General features: G+C 63.8%; 23 protein-coding genes and 1 pseudogene. 8 read left to right on the plus strand and 16 right to left on the minus strand.

Annotation, left to right across the window (positions count from 1 at the left end):
* Positions 1-268: 268 nt before the first annotated feature.
* Positions 269-1,423 (minus strand): aminotransferase class V-fold PLP-dependent enzyme, encoded by a 1,155-nt coding sequence (locus tag FPB55_RS09680; RefSeq protein ID WP_009686427.1) that lies wholly within the window; start codon positions 1,421-1,423, stop codon positions 269-271.
* 210 nt (positions 1,424-1,633) lie between these two features.
* Positions 1,634-2,560 carry a LysR family transcriptional regulator gene (locus FPB55_RS09685; protein WP_115293887.1) on the minus strand — a complete coding sequence of 309 codons (927 nt, stop codon included), beginning with the start codon at positions 2,558-2,560 and terminating at the stop codon, positions 1,634-1,636.
* A 139-nt stretch (positions 2,561-2,699) separates the two neighbouring features.
* Between FPB55_RS09685 and FPB55_RS09690 the strand changes: the two genes are divergently transcribed.
* A complete protein-coding gene (locus FPB55_RS09690) occupies positions 2,700-3,929 on the plus strand; it encodes an acyl-CoA dehydrogenase (RefSeq protein ID WP_029887303.1) in 1,230 nt (409 codons plus the stop codon).
* A 22-nt stretch (positions 3,930-3,951) separates the two neighbouring features.
* On the opposite strand, the gene FPB55_RS09695 is transcribed toward FPB55_RS09690, so the two are convergent.
* From FPB55_RS09695 to ribBA, 8 genes and pseudogenes are all read right to left on the minus strand, one after another.
* Positions 3,952-4,992, minus strand: a complete 1,041-nt coding sequence (locus FPB55_RS09695; RefSeq protein WP_009686431.1) for a TerC family protein — start codon at positions 4,990-4,992, stop codon at positions 3,952-3,954.
* 178 nt (positions 4,993-5,170) lie between these two features.
* Positions 5,171-6,478, minus strand: a complete 1,308-nt coding sequence (locus tag FPB55_RS09700; RefSeq protein WP_115293888.1) for a substrate-binding domain-containing protein — start codon at positions 6,476-6,478, stop codon at positions 5,171-5,173.
* 286 nt (positions 6,479-6,764) lie between these two features.
* Entirely contained in the window at positions 6,765-7,913 is a 1,149-nt protein-coding gene (locus FPB55_RS09705) for an ABC transporter ATP-binding protein (RefSeq protein ID WP_009686433.1), read from the minus strand.
* Between the two features lie 17 nt (positions 7,914-7,930).
* A complete protein-coding gene (locus tag FPB55_RS09710) occupies positions 7,931-8,737 on the minus strand; it encodes an ABC transporter permease (RefSeq protein ID WP_009686434.1) in 807 nt (268 codons plus the stop codon).
* A gap of 6 nt (positions 8,738-8,743) precedes the next feature.
* Positions 8,744-9,661 carry an ABC transporter permease gene (locus FPB55_RS09715; RefSeq protein ID WP_009686435.1) on the minus strand — a complete coding sequence of 306 codons (918 nt, stop codon included), beginning with the start codon at positions 9,659-9,661 and terminating at the stop codon, positions 8,744-8,746.
* Positions 9,658-9,978, minus strand: a pseudogene (locus FPB55_RS09720) (extracellular solute-binding protein); the annotation flags it as partial. The pseudogene FPB55_RS09720 and the gene FPB55_RS09715, both read right to left, overlap by 4 nt.
* Complete coding sequence (locus tag FPB55_RS26545; RefSeq protein ID WP_238706646.1) at positions 9,954-10,109, minus strand: hypothetical protein; 156 nt, start codon at positions 10,107-10,109, stop codon at positions 9,954-9,956. The pseudogene FPB55_RS09720 and the gene FPB55_RS26545, both read right to left, overlap by 25 nt.
* Before the next feature lie 265 nt (positions 10,110-10,374).
* Positions 10,375-11,496, minus strand: coding sequence for a bifunctional 3,4-dihydroxy-2-butanone-4-phosphate synthase/GTP cyclohydrolase II (gene ribBA / locus FPB55_RS09725; RefSeq protein WP_029887298.1), 1,122 nt, complete (start codon positions 11,494-11,496; stop codon positions 10,375-10,377).
* Positions 11,497-11,573: 77 nt separating this feature from the next.
* On the opposite strand from ribBA, the gene FPB55_RS09730 reads away from it, so the two are divergent.
* Positions 11,574-11,867 carry a DUF1330 domain-containing protein gene (locus tag FPB55_RS09730; protein ID WP_115293889.1) on the plus strand — a complete coding sequence of 98 codons (294 nt, stop codon included), beginning with the start codon at positions 11,574-11,576 and terminating at the stop codon, positions 11,865-11,867.
* A 64-nt stretch (positions 11,868-11,931) separates the two neighbouring features.
* Here FPB55_RS09730 and FPB55_RS09735 read toward each other — a convergent pair whose 3' ends face one another.
* Positions 11,932-13,305 (minus strand): hypothetical protein, encoded by a 1,374-nt coding sequence (locus tag FPB55_RS09735; protein WP_115293890.1) that lies wholly within the window; start codon positions 13,303-13,305, stop codon positions 11,932-11,934.
* Between the two features lie 183 nt (positions 13,306-13,488).
* On the minus strand, positions 13,489-14,508 hold the full coding sequence (locus tag FPB55_RS09740) for an alpha/beta hydrolase (protein WP_115293891.1): 1,020 nt from the start codon (positions 14,506-14,508) through the stop codon (positions 13,489-13,491).
* Positions 14,509-14,654: 146 nt separating this feature from the next.
* On the opposite strand from FPB55_RS09740, the gene FPB55_RS09745 reads away from it, so the two are divergent.
* The 6 genes from FPB55_RS09745 (at position 14,655) to FPB55_RS09770 (ending at position 18,726) form a co-directional block, all read left to right on the plus strand.
* Positions 14,655-15,539: a LysR family transcriptional regulator gene (locus FPB55_RS09745; protein ID WP_144188057.1), complete on the plus strand. Its 885-nt coding sequence runs from the start codon at positions 14,655-14,657 to the stop codon at positions 15,537-15,539.
* Positions 15,540-15,606: 67 nt separating this feature from the next.
* Complete coding sequence (locus FPB55_RS09750; protein WP_033691107.1) at positions 15,607-16,008, plus strand: hypothetical protein; 402 nt, start codon at positions 15,607-15,609, stop codon at positions 16,006-16,008.
* A gap of 92 nt (positions 16,009-16,100) precedes the next feature.
* Positions 16,101-16,322 (plus strand): MbtH family protein, encoded by a 222-nt coding sequence (locus FPB55_RS09755; RefSeq protein WP_115293892.1) that lies wholly within the window; start codon positions 16,101-16,103, stop codon positions 16,320-16,322.
* Complete coding sequence (locus FPB55_RS09760; RefSeq protein ID WP_115293893.1) at positions 16,319-17,038, plus strand: alpha/beta fold hydrolase; 720 nt, start codon at positions 16,319-16,321, stop codon at positions 17,036-17,038. Before FPB55_RS09755 ends, FPB55_RS09760 begins: the two co-directional genes overlap by 4 nt.
* A gap of 57 nt (positions 17,039-17,095) precedes the next feature.
* The gene (locus tag FPB55_RS09765; protein WP_115293894.1) at positions 17,096-17,647 is read left to right on the plus strand and encodes a hydrolase; all 552 of its coding nucleotides are present in this window, start codon (positions 17,096-17,098) and stop codon (positions 17,645-17,647) included.
* A 23-nt stretch (positions 17,648-17,670) separates the two neighbouring features.
* The gene (locus FPB55_RS09770; RefSeq protein ID WP_309543885.1) at positions 17,671-18,726 is read left to right on the plus strand and encodes a DUF1615 domain-containing protein; all 1,056 of its coding nucleotides are present in this window, start codon (positions 17,671-17,673) and stop codon (positions 18,724-18,726) included.
* A gap of 100 nt (positions 18,727-18,826) precedes the next feature.
* Here the strand turns inward: FPB55_RS09770 and FPB55_RS09775 are convergent, their stop codons facing one another.
* Genes FPB55_RS09775 through FPB55_RS09790 form a run of 4 tightly spaced genes read right to left on the minus strand, consistent with a single transcriptional unit; the run spans position 18,827 to position 22,231 of the window.
* Positions 18,827-19,690: a zinc ABC transporter substrate-binding protein gene (locus tag FPB55_RS09775; protein ID WP_047149662.1), complete on the minus strand. Its 864-nt coding sequence runs from the start codon at positions 19,688-19,690 to the stop codon at positions 18,827-18,829.
* Positions 19,687-20,586, minus strand: coding sequence for a metal ABC transporter permease (locus FPB55_RS09780; protein WP_115293895.1), 900 nt, complete (start codon positions 20,584-20,586; stop codon positions 19,687-19,689). The genes FPB55_RS09775 and FPB55_RS09780 overlap by 4 nt, the downstream gene beginning before the upstream one ends.
* Positions 20,586-21,332 (minus strand): metal ABC transporter ATP-binding protein, encoded by a 747-nt coding sequence (locus FPB55_RS09785; RefSeq protein ID WP_009686451.1) that lies wholly within the window; start codon positions 21,330-21,332, stop codon positions 20,586-20,588. The genes FPB55_RS09780 and FPB55_RS09785 overlap by 1 nt, the downstream gene beginning before the upstream one ends.
* Entirely contained in the window at positions 21,329-22,231 is a 903-nt protein-coding gene (locus FPB55_RS09790; RefSeq protein ID WP_115293896.1) for a metal ABC transporter substrate-binding protein, read from the minus strand. Before FPB55_RS09790 ends, FPB55_RS09785 begins: the two co-directional genes overlap by 4 nt.
* Positions 22,232-22,239: the final 8 nt, after the last annotated feature.

A 22,239-nucleotide genomic window follows, 5' to 3' on the forward strand; every position in this document is an offset into this window, starting at 1 on the left:
CTGCGCTCGCTCCTACGTTTGTTTCGGGCCAATTATTCCTGTGGGATTTGCGCGCGAACGCCTTGGCGCATGCCTCAAAATCGCGTCGTACGAACAAGGCGGCCGCGCGCATCTGGCACAGGGGTTACTGGCCCGAAACAAACGTAGGAGCGAGCGTAGCTCGCGATGCGCCGCGCGGGCGGCGCTCGATCTCACAGGCACTGAAGATGCAGCGGCTACCCTTGCCAGAAACCATAGAATTTCCCACAGGGCCCGCGCAAGAGGCGGGTTACCACAAGGCTGCCGACGCCGCAGCCAGTACCCTGGCAAACACCTCCAGCGCCTTGTCGACTTCGGCGTCGGTGCTGAAACGGCCGATGCTAAGGCGCACGCTGTTGCGCGCCTGGTGCTCATTCAGCCCCAGCGCCAGCAGCACGTGGGACGCCATGTTGCTGCCCGAGTTGCACGCCGAGGTGGTGGACAACGCCAGTTCGCTGGCCAGCGCCGCACTGTTGAAGCCCGGGCTGTCGATGCACAGGTTCAGGGTGTGCGGGATGCGTTGCGTGGCGCAGCCATTGAGGCTGACCCCGGGCAACTTCAGCAAGCCTTCCTGCAGCCGCGTGGCCAGCTGCGCAAGGCGCAGGTACTCGCTGTCGCCAGGCTGCCCGGCCAGGGCGAACGCACTGCCCATGCCGGCAATCTGGTGGGTGGCCAAGGTCCCGGAACGCAGGCCCTGTTCATGGCCACCGCCGTGGATCTGTGCGCGCAGTACCGGGCGCGCGCGAGGCCCGACGTACAGGGCGCCGATGCCTTTGGGCCCATAGACCTTGTGCGCCGAGAACGACATCAGGTCGACAGCCATCGCGCGCAGGTCGATCGCCAGTTTGCCCACTGCCTGTGCGGCGTCCACGTGCAACAGGGCGCCATGCGCGCGAACGCACTCGCCAATGGCGGCAACGTCGGTGACCGTGCCCAGTTCATTGTTGACGGCCATCAGCGATACCAGGCGGGTATCGGCGCGCAACGCGGCTTGTACCGCCGCGGGCTGGATCAGGCCACGGGCATCAGGTGCCAGGCGCGTGACCGCCCAGCCTTGGCGCTCCAGTTCGGCCACGGTGTCGAGTACGGCTTTGTGTTCCAGCAGGCTGGTGACCAGGTGCCCGGGGTGGTCGATGCCGTTGGCAACGCCTTTGAGCGCAAGGTTGTTCGACTCGGTGGCACCAGAGGTCCATACCAGCGCTTCCGCCGGGGCGCCAATGCGCTCGGCCACTTGCTGGCGGGCCTGGTCCACCGCACTGCGGGCGGCCTGGCCGTAGGCATGGCCACTGGAGGCCGGGTTGCCGAAGTTGGCCTGGCGGCCAAGGCAGGCGAGCATGGTTTCGACCACCCGGTCATCGACCGGGGTAGTGGCGGCGTAATCGAAGTACAGCGGGGCGTTAGGCATCGGGGCATGTCCATGTCTGTCGCCGTGGGGTCGGCGATCGTTGGCATCAGCCTATCGTGCGGTCGAAAGATGCTTTTCGCTTCCCGCTGGGCTATTTGTGGCGTATTTGCATGCTTGTTCTATTTGATTGCCTTTTTGGAGAATATTTTTCTCAATTCATTCTTTCGCACAGCACACCGTGATACGCATCGACCGGTTTCAGCGCGTATTTTAGGCAGGTTCAAGCGCTTTTTCTTCGTCGGCTACCACACGTTGGCACAGCTCGGTGATCTGCTCGCGCATCCAACGGTTGGCCGGGTCCTGGTCGGTGCTTTCGTGCCAGTACAGGTGGGTTTCCAGGGCCGGGACCTCCACCGGCAACGGGTGGTAGCGCAGCTGATGACGGCGAGCGAAACGCTCCGGGACGGTCATTGCCATGTCGGTCTGCTGCAACACTTGCGAGGCCATCAGGTAGTGCTGCGAGCGCAGGGCGACCTTGCGTTGCACGCCCATCTTGCCCAAGGCCAGGTCGACATACCCCAGGCCGTTGCGGCGGCTGGAAATGTGGATATGGGTCATGCCCAGGTAGCTGTCGAGGGTCAGTTTGCTGTCCGACAGCGGGTGGCCCTGGCGCAGGGCACAGACATAGCGGTCTTGCATCAGCTTCACGTGGCGGACCTGGGGGTCGGTGTTCAACGGTGCGTCGATGGCAAAATCCAGGCGGCCGGCGGCCAGCTCCTTGGTGGTTTCACGGCGCTTGCACAGGAAACTCTCGATCAGCACCGTAGGCGCCAGGCGGCGCAGCCGCTGGAACAGGGGCGGCAGAATGACCGCTTCGGTCAGGTCGGTCATGCTGATACGGAAGGTTTTGTTGGCCTGTTGCGGGTTGAAAATGCGGCTTTCCTGTACTGACGTGCGCAGCAGCGCCAGGGCGTTGCGCACCGGGCCGATGATGTTCTGCGCCATGGGCGTGGGCACCATGCCTTGCGCAGTGCGCACGAACAGCGGGTCGTTGAAGGTTTCGCGCAGGCGCGACAGGGCGTTGGACACTGCCGGCTGGGTGATGCCGACGATCTGCCCGGCGCGGGTGAGGTTGGCTTCGGTGTAGATCGCATCGAACACGATGAACAGGTTGAGGTCGACCTTGCTGAGGTTCATGGGCGCCGCTCTTTGTTGGAGTTATCTGCCGATCATATATCGGTTATGAATGTTCATACACGCGGAAAATAGACTAGGTGGATCGGGTTGCGCTGCTCTAGGCTCTGGCCATGTTCTTCGAACCGTGAAGGTAACCCCGATGGATTTCGCCTATTCGCCCAAGGTCCAGGCACTGCGCGAACGTGTCACCGCGTTCATGGATGCTTATGTCTACCCCGCCGAGGCGGTGTTTGACCGCCAGGTCGCCGAGGGTGACCGCTGGCAGCCCACCGCGATCATGGAAGAGCTCAAGGCCAAGGCCCGCGCCGAGGGGCTATGGAACCTGTTCCTGCCCGAGTCGGAGTACGGCGCTGGCCTGAGCAACCTGGAGTACGCGCCGCTGGCCGAAATCATGGGCCGCTCACTGCTCGGCCCGGAGCCGTTCAACTGTTCGGCCCCGGATACCGGCAACATGGAGGTGCTGGTGCGCTACGGCAGCCAGGCGCAAAAACGCCAGTGGCTGGAGCCGCTACTGCGGGGCGAGATTCGTTCCTCCTTCGCCATGACCGAACCGGATGTGGCTTCCTCGGACGCGACCAACATGGTCGCGACCGCGGTGCGTGACGGTGACGAGTGGGTGATCAATGGGCGCAAATGGTGGACGTCTGGTGCGTGCGACCCGCGCTGCAAGGTGATGATCTTCATGGGCCTCTCCAATCCGGAAAGCCCGCGTCACCAGCAGCACTCGATGGTATTGGTGCCAACCGATACGCCTGGTGTGAAGATTGTTCGCCCGCTGCCGGTATTCGGCTACGACGATGCCCCGCATGGCCACGCCGAGGTGCTGTTCGAGAACGTAAGGGTGCCTTACGAAAACGTGATCCTCGGCGAGGGCCGCGGCTTCGAGATCGCCCAGGGGCGCCTGGGCCCTGGGCGTATCCACCACTGCATGCGTTCTGTCGGCATGGCCGAACGGGCGCTGGAGCTGATGTGCAAGCGCTCGGTTGCGCGCACCGCCTTCGGCAAGCCTCTGGCACGCCTGGGGGGCAACGTCGACAAGATTGCCGATTCGCGCATGGAAATCGACATGGCCCGGCTACTCACGCTCAAAGCGGCGTACATGATGGACACGGTCGGCAACAAGGTCGCGCGCAGCGAGATCGCGCAGATCAAGGTGGTGGCGCCGAACGTGGCGCTGAAGGTGATCGACCGGGCGATCCAGCTGCATGGCGGGGCAGGGGTGAGCGGCGATTTCCCGCTGGCGTACATGTACGCCATGCAACGCACCCTGCGCCTGGCCGACGGGCCCGATGAAGTGCACCGGGCGGCGATCGGCAAGTATGAGATTGGCAAGTATGTGCCGGCAGAGATGTTGCGCAGCGGGCGGTGAGGCAGGCTGATTCTCGTCAGGCCTACTCTTTGTGGCCGGCATTGGCTTGGGGGGTACCATGTGCCGGCGGCTGATCCACCACAGCCGGCTGCTGCCCCCGCGTCTTGAGCAGCGAAATCACCACCCCACCCAGCAACAGCCCGAACGTCACACCCAACGACAGCAACGCCGGCACCTTGCCGACCATGCCATGGTAGAAGATCTTGCAGCCGATGAAGATCAACACCAGCGCCAGTGCGTACTTGAGGTATACGAACCGGTGCATCAGCGCCGACAACGCAAAGTACAGCGAGCGCAGGCCAAGAATGGCAAAGATGTTCGAGGTGTAGACAATGAACGGGTCCTGGGTGATGGCGAAGATCGCGGGTACGCTGTCCACTGCGAACACCAGGTCGGCCAGCTCGATCAGCACCAGTGCCAGGAACAGCGGCGTTGCATGGCGCAGGGCCTTGTTCTGCCCCGGGGGTGTCTGGCGGACAAAGAAGTGCGAGCCATGGATCTCGTCGGTCACCCGCAGGTGCCGGCGCACGAACTTGAGGATTGGGTTGTTGGCCAGGTCTGGATGGCTGTCTTCTTTGGCCAGCGCCATCTTCACCCCGGTGAACAGCAGGAAGGCCCCGAAGAGGTACAGCACCCAGGCGAAGTTCTGCACCAGTGCTGCGCCCACCCCGATCATGATCGCGCGCAGGATCACCACCCCGAGGATGCCCCAGAACAGCACGCGGTGCTGGTAACGGCGGGGGATGGCGAAATAGCTGAAAATCATGGCCATGACGAACACGTTGTCCATCGACAGCGATTGCTCGACCAGGAAGCCGGTGTAGAACTCCAGCGCCGATTGCGCGCCTAGCTGGAACCAGACCCAACCGCCGAACAGCACGCCGATGCTGAAGTAGCCGGAGTACAACAGCAGGCTTTCGCGCATGCCGATTTCACGTTCGTGACGGTGCAGTATGCCGAGGTCGAGTACCAGCAGGCCGATGACGATGGCCATGAACACCAGCCACAACCAGGTGCTGGTACCGAGGAACGGGGTGGTGAGAAACGCCTGTAGAGCTGTCATGAGCCCCTCCTTGAATGTCGACGTTGCGTGGCAACAGTGATCCGACATCACGGCGTGGCAGCCGTCAGAGGGGCCCGGTATCACATAGGGTTAAGGCTAGACCTGTTTGCCTGCGCTGCCGAATCCGGAGCTGTTACATTTGTTTGCCAGACGGCCGTGAACAGCATCACCCTGTTGCTCAGTACACCCACACCTCCACACGCTGGTTGTGCAGCCGCCCTTGTTCACGTTCGTTGCCGGCCACAGGCAATTCAGCGCCCATGCCGGTCACCTGCAGCACTGCGACGCCGTTACGTGCCAACTGTCGGCGCACCGCCTGCGCCCGCAAGCGCGACAGCAGCGCAGCGCGGCCTGGGGTCAGCTTGGGGTCGCCGAAGCCAACCAGCACTGTCTTGCCTTGTAGCTTGCCGGCCTGGTGCAGGTAATCGGCGACCCTTCGCACATCACGCAGGGCCTTGTTGTCGAGGTTGGCGCTGCCTGCCTGAAAGCGAAAGTTCACGCTCAGCCGTTGTGCCTGCTTGGCCAGGTTGCGGTAGCGCGGCGGCATGCCTGCCTGTGGTGGCACTGGCAGGGCCTGTATCTGCTGCGAAACGAACCCTTGCTGGGCGACGATGGCCTGGCCTGCCGGGCTTTGGGCGAAGTCCGCGAGGGCTTTGGCGGGTGGTTTGGGGTTGGCCGGCAGATAGAAGTACAAGCGCCGTGACAGGGGGTAGTCCTCGCTGGCCACCAGGGCGCGCGCTGGCAGCATGGCCGGGGCGTCCCCTTCAGCCACCGCCAGCACCTTGGCCCCGTGAATGGCGGCCAGGCTACTGAAGCCAATGGCCTGGCGGTCGGTGCTCACCCCTGCGGCCAGTTCGTCACTGGATTCGAAGCGCCGGGCCTGGGCTGACAGTGCCGCGTGCTGTGGCGCCAGTACCAGTGCCTTGAAGGTTTCAAAGGTGCCGGAGCGGTCGTCACGGGCGTACAGGTGAATGGCCCCGCCGGAAATGCCCAATTCTTCCCAACGCTGGATCTGACCAGAGAAAACTTGCGCCAGTTGCCCTGTGCTGAGCTGCGGCAGCGGGTTGTCGGGGTGGACAATGACCGCCACGCCATCCAGGGCAATGACTTGCTCGGAAGCGGCAGCACGGAGGTCGCCCAACGCTCGCAACTGGAGTACTTCGTTGTCGTTGATCGGCCGTGAGGCGGCGGCCAGGTCGGCCTCGCCCTCAACCAGGGCGGTGAAGCCGGTGCTGGAACCGTGGGCAGCGATGTCGATGCGTACCGGTTGGCCCTGCGTGTCGCGGGCCGTGATCACGGTTTCGTTGGGCAGCTTGCCGGCTTGCCGTTGGATCGCGCTGGCTTGCTGCGCACGGAGCTGGCCCTCCACCAGCGCCGGCAGCAGGGCTGCGCCGATGGTATTGGAGCCTTGCACACGCAAATGAACCGGTTCGGCCACGGTGGCCAGCGGTAGCACGGTGAGCAGTAGCACAAGCAGGCGTGGCATGCCGGGTGGCCCTGTGGCATAGAGTTGGCCGGCAGATTACGACAGGGGCGTGATGATAATGTGACAGTCAATGGGCTTGAGGCTGTCGAGGCTGCTGTGCAGCCCATCGCCGGCAAGCCGGCTCCCACACCGATAGCAATGTTCTCAAGACCTGTGCTGTACGTTGTGGGAGATTCTATGGTTTCTGGCAAAGGTGGCCGCAGCATCTTCAGCGCCTGTCAGCCCTGATGCGATCCCTGTGGGAGCCGGCTTGCCGGCGATGGGCCGCAAGCCGGCCCTGGCGGTCTCAATGCGCGCCGGCCGATTTGCTCAGGTCGCTCTCGGCCCATTCGGTGTAGATGCAGGCATCTGCCACTGCCCAGCGCACCTTCACGCTGTCCCCTGGCTGCATCGGCATACCCGCTGCAGACAGTGCCTTGACCGTCAGTTCGGTACCACCAGCAGTGACCACATGGCAGGTTTGGCTTTCCCCCAGGAACAGTACCTCGCCAACCTTGGCGCTGACCTCGTTCCAGCCTGCCGGCAGCGGCTGGCGCGCGGCTTGCTCGGCAGTCAGGGCCAGGGCTTTTTCCGGGCGGACCATGATCAGCGCATCCTGCGAGGCTGCCAGCCCCGGGGTCAGGCGGATGGCCACCGGCTGGCCTTCGAAGCTGGCTGCGCCGTTACTGCTGGCCTTGATCCGCAGGAAGTTGGAGTTGCCCAGGAACGATGCCACAAACGCATTCGGCGGGTTCTGGTACAGGTCGTAGCCGGTGCCCAGGCCAACGATCTTGCCGTGGCTGAAAATGGCAATGCGCTGCGACAGGCGCATGGCCTCTTCCTGGTCGTGGGTCACGTAGACAATGGTGATGCCGAGGCGGCGGTGCAGCTGACGCAGCTCGTCCTGCAGGTCTTCACGCAGCTTCTTGTCCAAGGCCCCGAGCGGCTCGTCCATCAGCAGAATGCGTGGCTCGTACACCAACGCGCGGGCAATCGCCACACGTTGCTGCTGGCCGCCGGACATCTGCGACGGCTTGCGGTGGGCGAACTGTTCCAGTTGCACCAGCTTGAGCATGGCATCGACGCGCTTGCTGGTTTCGCCCGCATTGAGTTTGCGAATGGCCAGCGGAAAGGCGATGTTGTCGCGCACGTTCAGGTGCGGGAACAACGAGTAACGCTGGAACACCATGCCGATATCACGCTTGTGCGGCGGCACGTTGACCAGCGACTGGCCGTCGACCAGGATCTCGCCGCTGCTCGGCGTTTCGAAACCGGCCAGCATCGACAGGGTGGTGGACTTGCCCGAGCCGCTGGAGCCGAGAAAGGTCAGAAACTCGCCGTCCTGGATCTCCAGGTCGAGGTTGTCCACGGCGGTGAAGTCGCCGTAGTGCTTGTTCAGGCCACGCAGGCTGACCAGGGTCTTGCCGTGCGCGTTGTCTTTGATCACTGCACTCATTGTTGTTATCTCCGCGCTCAGGCGTTTTCGGTGCGCCGGCGCAAGGCGGCGGCAATGAACATGACCAGCAGCGAAAGGCCGATCAGCAAGGTCGAGGCCACGGCGATCACCGGGCTCAGGTCCTGGCGCAGGGTGGTCCACATCTTCACTGGCAAGGTCTGCAGGTCGGGGCTGGCCATCATCACGCTCAGTACCACTTCATCCCAGGACACCAGGAAGGCGAACAGGCCCCCGGCAATCATCCCCGGGCGAATGGCCGGGAAGGTGACCTTGAAGATTGCCTGCAGGCGCGACGCGCCGCAGATCACGGCGGCATCCTCGATCGACTGGTCGAACAGCTTCAGCGAGTTGATGATCGAAATGATGGTGAAGGGCAGGGCGACGATCACATGGCTGACCACGAACGCGAACAGCGTGCCGGTATAGCCCAGCTTGAGGAACAGCGCGTACACCGCCACCGCAATGATCACCAGCGGCACGATCATTGGCATGGTGAACAGCCCGTACAGCAGTTCACGGCCCGGGAAGCGGCCACGCACCAGGGCGAACGCGCTGGGTAACCCCAGCAGCACCGCCGCAACGGTGGTCAGCACGGCCACCTTGAAGCTGGCCAGTGCAGCCTCCATCCACTCGGGGTTGGAAAAGAACTGGCCGTACCACTTGAGGGTCCAGCCGGGCGGCGGGAAGACCAGCCACTGCGACGACCCGAACGACAGCAACACGATGAACACTACCGGCAGCAGCAGGAAGGCTGCGATCACCCCGGTGGTCAGGTACAGGCCTGTGCGCAGCGGGCGGCCCATGGCATTGGGTGAAAGGAGCATGGCGGTTTACCTCGGGTTGCCAACCGGGGACTCCGGCTGCAGCTTCAGGTACAGGTAGAAGAGCACCAGGGTGATCAACACCAGCAGTGCGGCGGCGGCGCTGGCCAGGCCCCAGTTGAGGAACGACTGCACCTGCTGGATGATGAATTCCGGCAGCATCATGTTCTGCGCCCCGCCCAGCAGTGCCGGAGTGACGTAGTAACCGAGCGACATCACGAACACCATCAGCGCCCCGGAAAACAGCCCCGAGCGGCACAGTGGCAGGAACACCTTCCAGAAGTTGGTCCACGGGCTGGCGCCACAGATCGAGCCTGCCTGCAGCACCATCGGGTCGATGGCGTGCATGGTCGCCTGCAGCGGCAGCACGATGAACGGGATCATGATGTAGCTCATGCCGATCACTACACCGGTCAGGTTATGCACCATCTCCAGCGGGGCATCGATGATGCCCATGGCCATCAACGCCTTGTTGATTACCCCCGAACTCTGCAGCAGCACCAGCCACGAGTAGGTGCGTGCCAGCAGGCTGGTCCACATCGACAGCAGCACGATGTTCAGCAGCCAGCGGCCCCAGCCTTTGGGCACCAGGGTGATGGCCCACGCCAGCGGGAAGCCCAGCAGCACGCTGATCAGGGTGACCACACCGGCCACCGAGAAGGTGTTGAACAGCACCCGTGCGTAAGCCGAGTTGGCGAACAGCTGCTCGTAGTTGCCCAGCCCGGGCGTTGGCTCCAGTACCCCGCGCAGCAACAGGCCGATCAGCGGGGCGAAGAAGAACAGACCCAGGAACAGCAAGGCCGGCAGCAGGTTGCGGCTGCCTTTCCAGCGCTGGCTCAGGCCCACGCGCCGCGGTACGGTGCCCGGAGCGCCGGCCCCCGTGGGGGCACCTTGCGCGTTATGCAGGGCGTTGATGGCGACTTTCATTTGACCAACCACTCATTCCAGCGCGCGGCGATGGCCTGGCCGTTCTTGGCCCAGTAGGCGAAGTCGAGGGTGACCTGGTCCTGGGCATGGGCGGTAGGCAGGTTGGGTGCAAGGTCCTTGTCCAGCTTGGCCACGCTGTCGACGTTGACCGGCGCGTAGGCGGTCTTGTTGGCGAACTCGGCCTGGCCTTCGGCGCTGCTGGCGTTGGCCAGGAACTTCATGGCCGCGTCCTTGTTCTTGGCGCCCTTGGGGATGACCAGGAAATCGGCCATGACCAGGTTCTGCTTCCAGCTCACACCCACCGGGGCACCGTCTTGCCTTTCTGGGCGTCCTGGGTGGTCCCGCCCCAGCTGACGAAGTTGAGGCTGTCGGCGGCTTGGGCGGCCTGACATGCCAGGGTCAGCAGGCTGGCAGACAGCACTGCGGTTACACGTTTGCTCAACAGCATGGTTACGCCCTCGTTGCTTTTGTTATTCGAGGCTGGGCTTGTGGTGCGCCCGCCAATAGTGTTCGGGGAGCAGCTAAAACAAAGTGTCGATGGCCATCTGGCGTTGTGGATGCCGGCCAGCAGATTTAAGGTCTACGGGATATCATATTATGGTATTCCAAACTTTTGGCAAGAGGTATGAGGCGACCGGCCATCACTCTGTCCTCTGCATGCTTGCGCGAACCTCTGTAGGCGCGACGCAAGGCCGCGCCTAAAAGGCACTGCGTCAGCCCACCAGGCCTGGCTCAAAGGGAATGCTCTGCACCACCTCCAGCTCATAACCCGCCAGCCCCGCATATTTCAGCGGCGGCCCCAGGTGGCGCAGCTTGCCCACCCCCAGGTCCTGCAGAATCTGTGCTCCGGTGCCCACTTCCGAGTACACCTTGGACTGCCCGCGCTGGTAAGGCCGCACCGGTTGGGTCAGCTGTGGTACCCGCTCCAGCAATGCCTGCGAGGATTCATGGTTGGCCAGGACCACCACCACGCCGCTGCCTTCCTCGGCCACCTTCTGCAGTGCCGCCCACAGGGTCCAGTTGGCGGGGCCGGCGTACTCGGCACCAACCAGGTCGCGCAGGGGGTCGATCACATGCACCCTGACCAGGGTTGGCTGCTCGCGGCGGATGTCGCCCATTACCATGGCCATGTGCACGCCACCTTCGATGCGGTCTTCATAGGTGACCAGGCGGAAGGTGCCATGCACGGTCGGCAGTTCACGTTCGCCGATGCGCTTGATGGTCTGCTCGGTGCTCAGGCGGTAGTGGATCAGGTCGGCGATGGTGCCGATCTTGATGCCATGCCGTGCAGCGAACACCTCAAGGTCCGGGCGACGCGCCATGGTGCCGTCGTCGTTGAGCACTTCGACGATCACCGAGGCCGGGCTGAAGCCGGCCAGGCGCGCAAGGTCGCAACCCGCTTCGGTGTGGCCGGCGCGGGTCAGTACGCCGCCTTCGCGGGCACGCAGGGGAAATATATGGCCGGGTTGGACCAGGTCTTCGGGGCGGGCCGTGGGGGCCATGGCGGCGGCCACGGTACGTGCCCGGTCGGCGGCAGAGATGCCCGTAGTGACGCCCGTGGCAGCTTCGATCGACACGGTGAACGCGGTGCTGAACACACTGCCGTTGGCCGGTACCATCTGCTCCAGCCCCAGGCGTTGGCAGTGGTCGTCGGTCAGGGTCAGGCAGATCAGGCCCCGCGCTTCGCGGGCCATGAAGTTGATGGCCTGGGCGTCGCAACGCTCGGCGGCGATCAGCAGGTCGCCTTCGTTTTCGCGATCCTCGTCATCCACAAGCAGGACCATCTTGCCTTGCCGGTAGTCCTCGAGAAGTTCCTCGATGGTGTTGAAAGCCATGTTGCACGCTCGCTGTGGTGGTGTCATTTTTATGGTATACCATCATACACAAAAATCGACGAATCAGGAGAAAGTGCATGAAGGCCTATTGGATCGCCCATGTGGACGTGACCAACCCCGAGCAGTACCTGCAATACACCCAACGCGCCCCGGCTGCCTTCCAGGCATTCGGTGGCCGCTTTCTGGCCCGTGGCGGGCGCAGCGAGGCGCTGGAAGGGCGGCCCACACCTCAGCGTAGCGTGGTAATCGAATTCGATTCCTACGCGCAGGCGGTGGCGTGTTACCGGTCTGAGCTGTACCAGGAGGCGTGCAGCCATCGCCAAGGGGTAGCGAAGGCCGACGTGATCATCGTTGAAGGGGTGGGGCCGTGAGTGTTGGTTGATGCCCCTGACGCCGGCGAGCCGGCGATAGGGCCACTACTGGCAAAACAGAAGCTCAAGGCGCTTGCGTAACGTGCACGTTGTCGATGACCATGCGCGGGTTTTCGCCGTCTTCAACCATGTGAAGGTGCAGGATTTCAGGGCCGTTCACCGTTAGCTCATCGGACCCATAATGCATACCTTCACGGTCACTCAGCCGTTTGTGGTTGTCCGTAAAGGTGAGATCTCTGGTACATAGATCACTGCACCCCCAGTCGTAACTTACGCGGCGGGTACCTGTGCCAGGCAGCAGAATTTCGGTTGAACCGTCGAACGTAAGATGTTTTGCCTTTATGGCGCTTCCATCGCCGCTGTGCGAATCGTCGCTGATCCCACCCGTGCCATGTAGTTTGAATGTCGTCTGGTCAACCTTGAATTCCTTGCGGTCACCGACCTGCTCGGACTCGAAATCGACCTCCGAAGTCACGATGGGGCGACCTACCGCTTGGTCTTGCTCATCGTAGGTTAGCTGCATAACCTGATCCTTCGCCGTGGGCAGCTTGATTCGGATTACAGGCACCGCCTGGCCATACGCTGCGTGATACCGGAACTGGTCGAACTGCGCCAGCAAGCCAGCCTGCGTCTGACCCTCGACATAGAAAAATGCGAAAACAGGCAAGTCGGCGCCCACGCCGACTTGCCAGGCTGGGAGCAAAATCTCGTTGTAGCCCATCCACGCATCGGCGCTCAAACCTGCCCTGACTTTTAACGGCATCTCGAACCACCGGGCCTTCATGTTCGCGGGTGCTTCGCGAAGGTCCCATCCGCAGACTCTTGATTTTCTGATGTCATCTTCGCTGTACGTTGCCAACCACGCTTCGGCATCCTTCACGCCGACCTTCTGGCACGCATCCGTGGTGCTCTCAAACCCATCATGCGGGCCGCACCCCTGCGCGGTTTCGCGGTTGTCCGTGCCACCATCGATGGGGAAGGTGCACAGTACTTCGAGCTCGCGCAGCTTGCCGTGCGGGATGGCCTGCAGCGGCGGGAACAAATAACCATTGAAGCGTTCCGCCGCCCTGCCGAAGTTGGTGTCACGGCGCACCCAGGAAAACGCTATGGCGCCTTTATCCAAGTGCTTGCGGCTCGGGTCCCAAGGTAGCGATTCTGGGCTGAAACCGGTGGCACGCATTTCAAAACCGCTGCACAGGTAGCTGGGTTTGTCAGGCCCACCGCAGTCTTCGGTGACCGAGTCGTACCAGACTTTCAGTTGCGTAACCGCCTGTTCACCCCGCTTGTTCAATTCGATCAACTGCTGTGACTTGGCTGTTGCGCTTGTGAGTGCCTGAGTCTGCGCGGGCGGACGGGCAGGCAGCACAGGGGACGTGTGCGACACGCAACCGATCAAACTTGCCAGGGTTAGAAGCGACAGGGCTATTCGTGTCCACATTGGCGAGCACCTTTTTCTGAGTGGAGTAGCACAGCCGCACGCATAGCTATCGTGGGCTTTGGTGCAATTTGCGCACAGGAAAAAAGTGGCGGCTACTGGCAGTTCTATCAGCATTCGGTCCAAGCCCAGGTGACCGAGCGCCAACATCTCGATTGGGCCTGGGCAGGTCTTCCGGTCATGGGCTCAGTTCAGGTGCGCTTTGAGTTCGGCGCCAGCCTGGCGCATTGCCGCCTTGACCGCCGGTACCTGGCTCAGCGGGTTGAGCAGCCCATAGTCATGGATCATGCCGTTGTAGCGCACCGAGGTCACCGGCACGCCGGCGGCATTCAGCTTGCGGGCATAGGCCTCACCTTCATCACGCAGCACGTCGAACTCGGCGGTTTGCACCAGCGCTGGCGGCAAGCCTTGCAACTGTTCGGTGGTGGCCCGCAGCGGCGCAGCGTAGATCTGTTCCCGCGCCTTGGCATCCGTGGTGTAGTTGTCCCAGAACCACTTCATCATGCCGGTGGTCAGGAAGTGCCCTTCGGCAAACTGTTTGTACGAAGCGGTTTCGAAGCTGGCGTCCGTCACCGGCCACAGCAACAGCTGGAAGCGCAGGGCCGGGGTGCCAGCTTCTTTGGCCTTCAGCGCCACGACCGCCGCCATGTTGCCACCGACGCTGTTGCCAGCCACGCCCAGGCGCTTGCCATCCACGCCGATCTGCTCGCCGTGCTCGGCCACCCAGCGGGTCGCGGCATAGGCCTGGTTGATCGCGGTCGGGTAGTGCGCCTCCGGCGACGGGGTGTAGTCGACATACACCGCCACTGCCCCAGAGCCCACCACCAGGTCACGGATCAGCCGCTGGTGGGTCGGGAAGTCGCCGAGCACCCAGCCACCGCCATGGAAGAACATGAATACCGGCAACGCCCCTTTGACATTGGCCGGGCGAACCACCTGCAGCTTGATCGACTGGCCGTCGGCCTCGATGGTGCGTTCCTTCACCTCGATCCCGGAGAGGTCAACCTTGACCGAGGCCTGGGCGCCGGTCAGCACCGCGCGCGCATCTTTCGGGCTGAGTTGCTCCAGTGGCTTGCCGCCGCCTTGCTCCAGGGCTTCGAGGAAGGCCTGGGTGCGTTGCTCCACCCCTGGGCTTCCCGCTGCGAACGCGCTGGAAACGGACAGCGCCAGAAGCGAGGCGGTGAGTGTTTTGTGGACAATGTTCATGGGCGAATCCTTTTCTGTGCAAGTGTCGGGGGTGGGCGTCTTGCCTGGCCTGCTGGGCCATCGCTGCGACCTGTGCGTAGATTAGGCAGGTGCGCTCGTGGGAAAAAGCCGCTATAAAGCGTTTTACTGTCACCAAGAGCGAGACAATGAACCCCTACGAAGACATGCGAATCTTTGCCCAGGTGATGGAGGCCGGCAGTTTCACTGCCGCCGCCGACCGCCTGGGGATGTCCAAGCAATCGGTGAGCCGGCGCCTGATGCAACTCGAAGCGCGCCTGGGCGTGCGCCTGCTCAACCGCTCCACCCGGCGCCTGGACGCCACGCCGCTGGGCCAGCAGTACTACCAGTCGGCCATGCGCCTGCTGGGTGAAGTGCAGCAGGTGGAGCACGACATCAGCGGCCAGGCCCAGGCCTTGCGCGGCACCTTGCGCCTGAGCGCGCCATTGTCGTTCGCCATGGCGCACCTGGGCTGTTTGCTGACCGAGTTCCTGCAGTTGCATGCGCAGGTGGATGTGGAGGTGGACCTCAGTGACCGGGCGGTGGACCTGATCGGCGAAGGCTATGACCTGGCGTTGCGGATTGGCGCGCTGGAGGACTCCAGCCTGATCGCCCGGCGCATCGCCGATGTGCAGCGGGTGTACTGCGCGAGCCCGGCCTACCTGGCGGCGCGCGGTGTGCCGGCCAGGCCGGAGGACCTGGCCGGGCATGACTGCCTGCCGTATGGGCATTCGCGGCAGGTGCAGTGGCAGTTTCGGCAGGCTGGCAAGGTCCAGGCGATTCAGGTGGCCGGGCGCATGCGCGCGAACAATGGTGAAATCCTGAGGGACGCGGCGATTGCCGGCATGGGGGTGACTTACCTGCCGACCTTCATCGTAGGGCAAGCGCTGGCCGATGGGCGCCTGGTCACGGTGCTGGATGACTGGCGGCCGCCAGCTTTGCAGCTGTCGGCAGTGTACCCGCAGCACCGGCAGGTGGCGCGGCCGGTGCAAGGGTTCGTGAACTTCCTGCGCGAGCGCTTGCTGCAGTTGTAAAGCCAGGGCACGGGCGATATAAAGACCGCTTCTACAAGCACCCGCAAAAACTGGCTATGCTTGGCCCATGACCAGCTCTCCACCGTTGCGCCAGCCTTGCCCCCCTGGCGCCTGCATTTGTGGCCGCGAACAACTGGCCGACCACCCGCAGACCGCCCAGCGCATACTCCTGCTGACCCGCCAGGAAGAAAAGCGCCTGCTCGAGCGCCTGGAAAACCTGAAAGACCTTGAAGACCTGCAGCGCCTGCAGCAGCGCCTGTTCGACAATCTTGGCATTCGCGTGCACATCGCCCCGGGCTTCAATGAAGTGCGGACCATGCGCGGCATCGTCATCGAACTGGATAACCAGCCCGGGCTGTGCCGCAAGACCCGGCAGGCGATCCCGGCGGCGATCCGCCGCGGGCTGGAACGCAATCCCGAGGTTGCGTTCCGCCTGCTCGATACCCACGACCTGCTGCGCGATGCATGAGATGAAGTTAATTTTCCGCCGGCTTGCTACGTCTACTTGAAAGCCTCCTGCGCCAAGCGCGCAGCGGTACTCATCATTCAAGGAGACAGGCAATGACTTCTGTATTCGACCGCGAAGATATCCAGTTCCAGGTAGTGGTCAACCACGAAGAGCAATACTCGATCTGGCCCGACTACAAAGCCATCCCCAACGGCTGGCGTGCAGTGGGCAAAAGCGGCCTGAAAAAGGAATGCCTGGCGTACATCGACGAGGTGTGGACCGACATGCGCCCCCTCAGCCTGCGCCAGAAAATGGCCGAAGCCGCCGCCCAGTGACCGCACTGAACTTGCTGTGCCTGCCTTACTCGGGCGCCAGCGCCATGGTCTACAGCCGCTGGCGGCGCAAGCTGCCGTCGTGGGTGCAGGTACGCCCGGTGGAGCTGCCCGGGCGCGGCGCACGCATGGCCGAGCCGCTGCACACCGACATGCAGGCGCTGGCCCGGCAACTGGCCAGCGAGCAGCGCCTGGCCGCCAATGCACCCTATGCGTTGCTGGGCCACAGCCTGGGTGCCTTGCTGGCCTTCGAGCTGGCGCATGAGCTGCAAGCGCTGGGCTGCCCGGCGCCGCTGGCGTTGTTTGCCTGCGGCACGGCGGCCCCGACCCGGCGCGAAGATTACGATGGCAGGCGCTGGCGCGAGCCCAAAACCGACGCCGAGCTGATCAGCGAGCTGCGTGAGCTGCAAGGCACGCCCGAGGAAGTGCTGGCCAATGCCGAGTTGATGAGCCTGACCTTGCCGACACTGCGCGCCGATTTCCTGCTGTGCGGCACCTACGCCTACCGTCAGCGGCCGGCCCTGAGCTGCCCGCTGCATGTGCTGGCCGGCACTGATGACCGGGCCAATGACGAGCAACTGCGGGCCTGGGGCAAAGAAACCCACGGCGAGTTTTCGCTGCAGATGTTCCCCGGCGGGCACTTCTTCATCCACGAGCATGAAGACCGTGTGCTCGACGCCCTCACTGCCTCGCTGCAACCGTTGCGCCTGTCCGCCTGATTGACGTCACCGCTTGCCTGGGGGAGGCTAGGCCTTTTCCCAGGCAAGGGGCAGAGCATGCTGATCGAACCGCACAAGGCCACGCTGCTGGTCGTCGACATCCAGGAAAAGCTCATCGGCGCCATGAGCGACGCCGAAGGCACCCGGGCGCGGGCCCGCTGGCTGCTGGCGGCGACCGCCGAGCTGGAGCTGCCGGTGGTGATTTCCGAACAGTACCCCAAGGGTCTGGGCCACACCCTGGCCGAGTTGCTGGCGGCGGCACCGGCCGCCCAGGTGGTGGAGAAAAGCCATTTTTCCTGCGTTGCCGCCCAATGCTTGCCCGACAGCCTGATGGCCCGTGAACAGGTGATCGTGTGTGGCATGGAAACCCATGTCTGCGTGCTGCAGACCGTGCTCGGCCTGCTGGCGCTAGGCAAGCAGGTGTTCGTGGTCGAAGATGCCTGTGACAGCCGCACGGCGGCCAGCAAGGCGGCGGGCCTGGCGCGCATGCGCGAAGCCGGTGCGCAGGTAGTGACCCGGGAAATGGTGCTGTTCGAGCTGATGGGGAGTGCGGCGCATCCGTTGTTCCGCCACATCAGCAAGACCTACCTGGTCGGTGAACAGCCCTGAACGGCCGGTTATGGGCGGCAGGCATGATGGCCCTTGCACTGCTGCAAGGTTGCGCCGGGCGCCGCGAAGAAGTGCCCGCAGCGGACCCGGCCGAGGTTCGCGCCCAACTGCTGCGGTTGCTGCCCACGCAAGCCCGCGACCGCGAGGGCTGGGCCAAGGACATCCAGGTGGCCTTCGAGGCCCAGCGCATCCCCCCCAGCAAGAGCAACCTGTGTGCCGTGTTGGCGGTCACCGAGCAGGAGTCGACCTTCACCGCCGATCCACAGGTGCCCAACCTGGGGCGTATCGCCCGTGAAGAAATCGACCGCCGCGCCGCGCGCCTGCACATCCCCAGGCTGCTGATCGATGGTGCGTTGAAAACGCCGTCTGGCAACGGCCAAAGCTACCAGCAGCGGCTACAGGCAGTGCGCAGCGAGAAACAGTTGAGCGAATTGTACGACGAGGTCATTGCCCGGCTCCCGTTGGGCAGGACCTTGCTTGGCGGGCTGAACCCGGTGCACACCGGCGGGCCGATGCAGGTCAGCATCGACTTTGCCGAACAGCATGCACAGGGGTACCCCTACAGCCATGACGGCAGCATTCGCCAGGAGGTGTTCACCCGGCGCGGTGGCATGTACTTCGGTATCGCCCACTTGTTGGGTTACCCAGCCAGCTACGAACGCCCGCTCTATCGTTTCGCCGATTTCAATGCGGGCTGGTACGCCAGCCGCAATGCGGCGTTTCAAGCGGCGCTGAGCAAGGTCACGGGTGTGCGCCTGGCGCTGGACGGCGACCTGATCGCACCGGGGGCGATCATGCCGGGCGCGACCGAAACGGCGGCGCGCAAAGTGGGCGGGAAGCTGGGGCTGCGCAACCCGCAGATTCGCCGCCAACTGGAGGACGGCGACAGCCTGGCGTTCGAGGACAGCAAGCTGTACGCCGGGGTATTTGCCCTGGCCGACGCGGCCGCTGGCAAGCCGCTCCCGCGAGCGGTGCTGCCGGGGATCGAACTGAAGAGCCCGAAGATTACCCGCAAGCTGACCACGGCGTGGTTTGCAGGGCGGGTGGACGAGCGTTACCAACGGTGCATGAAGCGCTAGCGCCCAGGTGCACTGTCAATGTCGCCACTGCCGAGGCGGGCGCGGTCTTGCAGCGCGAAAGGGCCGCAAAGCGGCCCCAGGATTTGCGACGGACTGTTGATCAGCTTTCGCCAAGTGCCCCGACGACTTGTTCGACACTGGCCTTCAACCCGGCAAACGCATCATCCGGGTCGCTGTCCACCACCACCAGCTTCGCGCCGGCCGCCTGGATCGCTGCGGCCAGCGCCGGCTCCGGTTGGCGATGGTCCAGCACCAACGCTACATCCTGTGCCTTCAGGTTGGCCTCCAGCGCCTTCAGCGCGGCAGCATCCCACGCCGTTGGCAGCGGCTGCTGCACCACATCCAGGTTCAGGCCGCTGGCCAGGTAACCCAACCGCGGCGACAGGCTGACCACTGTGAGGTTGTCGACCTTGGCCAACTGCGTCTGGCTGCTGGCGGCAAGTTCCAACAGCTGGCGCTTGAGCGCGGCCAGGTTGCCCTGGATTTTCGTTTTTTCGCTCGGCGCCAGGCGTTCCAGGTCGTTGGCCACGACGTCGGCCATGCGCCCCAGATTGGTCGGGTTCAGCCACGGGTAGGCGTTGTAGGCATCGTCGCCACTCACCGCAATACCTGGCAAGGCGCCGTCCACCGGTCGTGCGGCATCGATCTCGACAATGCGGATATTGCTGCGCCGGGCCATCGGGTATAACGGGTCGTCGCGCCAGATCGAACGTACGCCGATCACCGCATCGGCCTGTTGCGCAGCCTTGTCCAGGCTGGCGCCACCACGGCCGCTGAAGTACGACGGCTGGCGACTGGCCGGCAGGTTGGCCGGGGCTGCGCGCTTGAGTTGTACGCCGGTCCCCTCGAGCAGGGCGCTGGCCAGGCTGTGGGTGATCGGCAAGGTGGTCAGCACCTGCGTGGCGAAAGACAGCGACGGCAGGCTGGCCAGGGCCAGTGCCAGGGTCAGGTGTTTCAGGTTCATGCCGGGTTTCCTTGCAGGCGGGGAACGAGGGCGCGGGCGAGCGCAGCGAGGGCGAAGCAGAGACCGGCAACCAGGATGATCGCGGCACCCGACGGCACCGGCAGGTCGAACACGATCGGTAGCAGGATGCCGAACAACGTGCTGATGGTGGCGATGAGCACCGAGAGGAAGAAAAAGCCCTTCAGTGACTGGCTGACCAGGCGCGCGGCGGCAGCCGGGATCACCAGCAACGCACCGACCAGAATGGCCCCGATCACCTTCACTGCAGCCACGGTGACCAGGGTCACCAGCACCACGAACAGGTAGTCCAGGGTTTTCACCGCCACGCCGCGTACAGCAGCCAACTGCGGGTTGAAGCTGGCCAGCATGATGCGGTTGTACAGCGGCAGCGCCAAGGCCAGCACCAGTATGGCGACAATACCCAGTACCACCAGGTCCTGCCCGCTCACGGTCAGCACCGAACCGAACAGCACGTTCTCGAGGATGTGCACATTGATCTTGCCCGCCAGCATCAGCAGCAGGCTGGCGCCCAGCGCCAGCGACACCGAGAGGAATACGCCAATCAGTGTGTCCGGTGACAACCCGGTGCGGTTACGCAGGAAGTTCAGCAGGATGCCGAACAGCAGGCAGTAACCGAACAGGCTGCCATAAGGCCCGGTATAGGGCTCGCCCAGCAGGATGCCGATAGCCACGCCGGTCAGTGCGGCATGGCCGACCGCTTCGGAAAAGAACGCAAAGCGCTTGACCACCACCAGGGTGCCCAGGCCACCCAGCACCGGGCCAATCATCAGGCCGGCGAGCAAGGCATTGACCACGAAGCCATAGGCCAGCGCCTCGGGCAGGTAGCCGGCAATGGCCCAGTCCTGGATCGTTTGGCGAAAGGTTTCGAAACTCATCAGGCAATGCTCTCGCTACGCGGGTGGACGGAAAACAGGCCCAACAGGCGCTCCGGCGTCAGGGCCTGGGCTGGCGGGGCGTCGAACAGTACCTGGCGGCTCAGCCCGGTAACCCGGTCGGCCAGGCGCAGCACCGCTTCCAGGTCGTGTTCGATCCACAACACAGTGGTTCCCGCCTGGCGCCAGGCCAGCAGCAGTTGTTCGAACACCTGAATGCCGGCTTCATCGAGCGCCGACATCGGCTCGTCCAGCACCAGCAGTTGTGGTTCGGGGATGAGCCCCTGGGCCAGCAGCACCCGCTGGCGCTCACCGCCCGACAAGGCCCCCATGCGCCGCTTGCGCTTTTCCAGCATGCCAACCCGCGCCAACGCAGCATCGATGGCAGGCTGCACCCTGCGCGACAAACCCAGGAAGGCCGGGCGCCGCTGGCACATGGCAGCCATGAAATCATCCACGGTCATTGGCAGCCCGCGGTCGAACTCCAGGGCCTGCGGGACGTAGCCGATCACCTCGCCTTGCCCTGGCCAGTGCAGGGTCAGTTCACCATGGTGGGGCATTTGCCCGAGCAGGGTCTTGATCAGCGAACTCTTGCCGCCGCCGTTGGGGCCGACGATGGCGTGCACGCTGCCCGGGGCGACGGTGAAGCTGACCTGTTCGAGGATACGGGTGCGGCCCAGGGTCAGGTCGATACCGGCAAAGGTGATGCGCGGCCCGCAGGCGGTTGCCAGGTTGGCAGCGGCGGTCATGCGCGGTTCTCCTGAATGGCGCGGACCACGGTGTCGAGGTTGCGCTTCATTTCCACTTCGTACTTGTCCTTGGTGTATTCGCCATAGGAAATGTGGGTGAGGGGGTAAAGGCGCACACCAGACTCACGCTGGATGGTTTCGACATAGGCTGAGGGGAAGTCCATTTCCGAGAAGATCACCCTCACGTCCAGTGCCTTGAGCTGGTCGATGGTCTTCTTCAGCTGCGCCGGGCTCGGCTCGATACCATGGGCGGGTTCGACCACGGCGGTCACTTCCAGGCCGAAGTCGCGGACCAGGTAGTCGTAGGCAGCGTGGATGGTGGCCACGCGGAAGGTAGCGCTGGGGGCCTCGGTGACCTTGGCCAGTGCCTGGGCACGCAAGCCACGCAGGCGTTTGGCGTAGGCCCGGGCGTTCTGCGTGTAGAACCGGGCATTGTCCGGGTCGAGCCTGCCCAGCTCGCGGGCAATGTTGTTGACCTGGGCAATGGTCGTGCTGATCGACAGGAAAGTGTGCGGGTTGACCACCTTGCCGGCACCGCGTGCGGCAATGCCGGTAGCTGCCAGCAGCGGTACGTTCTGGTTGGCCTCGATCGTGGCGATATCAGGTTTCTCACTGGCAGCGATCATGCGGTCGGCAAAGTCGTCATGGCCAACGCCATTGAGCACCACCACGTCCAGGGTGCCGATGCGCTTGATGTCTTCGGCCCGGGGCTCGTAGGCGTGCGGGTTGAAGCCCGCCGGAATCAGCGGCACCACCTCGGCCTTGTCGCCAACGATGTTGCTCACGTAGCTGTAGTAGGGGTGCAAGGTGATGCCGATACGCAGCGGCTTGTCGTTATCGGCCAGGGCCATTGCCGGCAGGGCCAGGGCCAGGAGCAGGGCGAGGGCGGAGCGAAACATGGGCGAGT

The organism is Pseudomonas sp. BJP69, assembly GCF_007633355.1.
Lineage (GTDB): Bacteria > Pseudomonadota > Gammaproteobacteria > Pseudomonadales > Pseudomonadaceae > Aquipseudomonas > Aquipseudomonas juntendi.

Excerpts from the sequence above, each read along its gene's own strand:
- FPB55_RS09740 (WP_115293891.1), bottom strand. The coding sequence starts at position 14,508 with ATGAACATTGTCCACAAAACACTCACCGCCTCGCTTCTGGCGCTGTCC.
- FPB55_RS09690 (WP_029887303.1), top strand. The coding sequence starts at position 2,700 with ATGGATTTCGCCTATTCGCCCAAGGTCCAGGCACTGCGCGAACGTGTC.
- FPB55_RS09770 (WP_309543885.1), top strand. The coding sequence starts at position 17,671 with ATGATGGCCCTTGCACTGCTGCAAGGTTGCGCCGGGCGCCGCGAAGAA.
- FPB55_RS09775 (WP_047149662.1), bottom strand. The coding sequence starts at position 19,690 with ATGAACCTGAAACACCTGACCCTGGCACTGGCCCTGGCCAGCCTGCCG.
- FPB55_RS09730 (WP_115293889.1), top strand. The coding sequence starts at position 11,574 with ATGAAGGCCTATTGGATCGCCCATGTGGACGTGACCAACCCCGAGCAG.
- FPB55_RS09685 (WP_115293887.1), bottom strand. The coding sequence starts at position 2,560 with ATGAACCTCAGCAAGGTCGACCTCAACCTGTTCATCGTGTTCGATGCG.
- FPB55_RS09680 (WP_009686427.1), bottom strand. The coding sequence starts at position 1,423 with ATGCCTAACGCCCCGCTGTACTTCGATTACGCCGCCACTACCCCGGTC.
- FPB55_RS09780 (WP_115293895.1), bottom strand. The coding sequence starts at position 20,586 with ATGAGTTTCGAAACCTTTCGCCAAACGATCCAGGACTGGGCCATTGCC.
- FPB55_RS26545 (WP_238706646.1), bottom strand. The coding sequence starts at position 10,109 with ATGCTGTTGAGCAAACGTGTAACCGCAGTGCTGTCTGCCAGCCTGCTG.
- FPB55_RS09700 (WP_115293888.1), bottom strand. The coding sequence starts at position 6,478 with ATGCCACGCCTGCTTGTGCTACTGCTCACCGTGCTACCGCTGGCCACC.
- FPB55_RS09745 (WP_144188057.1), top strand. The coding sequence starts at position 14,655 with ATGAACCCCTACGAAGACATGCGAATCTTTGCCCAGGTGATGGAGGCC.
- FPB55_RS09785 (WP_009686451.1), bottom strand. The coding sequence starts at position 21,332 with ATGACCGCCGCTGCCAACCTGGCAACCGCCTGCGGGCCGCGCATCACC.
- FPB55_RS09705 (WP_009686433.1), bottom strand. The coding sequence starts at position 7,913 with ATGAGTGCAGTGATCAAAGACAACGCGCACGGCAAGACCCTGGTCAGC.
- FPB55_RS09750 (WP_033691107.1), top strand. The coding sequence starts at position 15,607 with ATGACCAGCTCTCCACCGTTGCGCCAGCCTTGCCCCCCTGGCGCCTGC.
- FPB55_RS09695 (WP_009686431.1), bottom strand. The coding sequence starts at position 4,992 with ATGACAGCTCTACAGGCGTTTCTCACCACCCCGTTCCTCGGTACCAGC.
- ribBA (WP_029887298.1), bottom strand. The coding sequence starts at position 11,496 with ATGGCTTTCAACACCATCGAGGAACTTCTCGAGGACTACCGGCAAGGC.
- FPB55_RS09710 (WP_009686434.1), bottom strand. The coding sequence starts at position 8,737 with ATGCTCCTTTCACCCAATGCCATGGGCCGCCCGCTGCGCACAGGCCTG.
- FPB55_RS09790 (WP_115293896.1), bottom strand. The coding sequence starts at position 22,231 with ATGTTTCGCTCCGCCCTCGCCCTGCTCCTGGCCCTGGCCCTGCCGGCA.
- FPB55_RS09715 (WP_009686435.1), bottom strand. The coding sequence starts at position 9,661 with ATGAAAGTCGCCATCAACGCCCTGCATAACGCGCAAGGTGCCCCCACG.
- FPB55_RS09755 (WP_115293892.1), top strand. The coding sequence starts at position 16,101 with ATGACTTCTGTATTCGACCGCGAAGATATCCAGTTCCAGGTAGTGGTC.
- FPB55_RS09765 (WP_115293894.1), top strand. The coding sequence starts at position 17,096 with ATGCTGATCGAACCGCACAAGGCCACGCTGCTGGTCGTCGACATCCAG.
- FPB55_RS09735 (WP_115293890.1), bottom strand. The coding sequence starts at position 13,305 with ATGTGGACACGAATAGCCCTGTCGCTTCTAACCCTGGCAAGTTTGATC.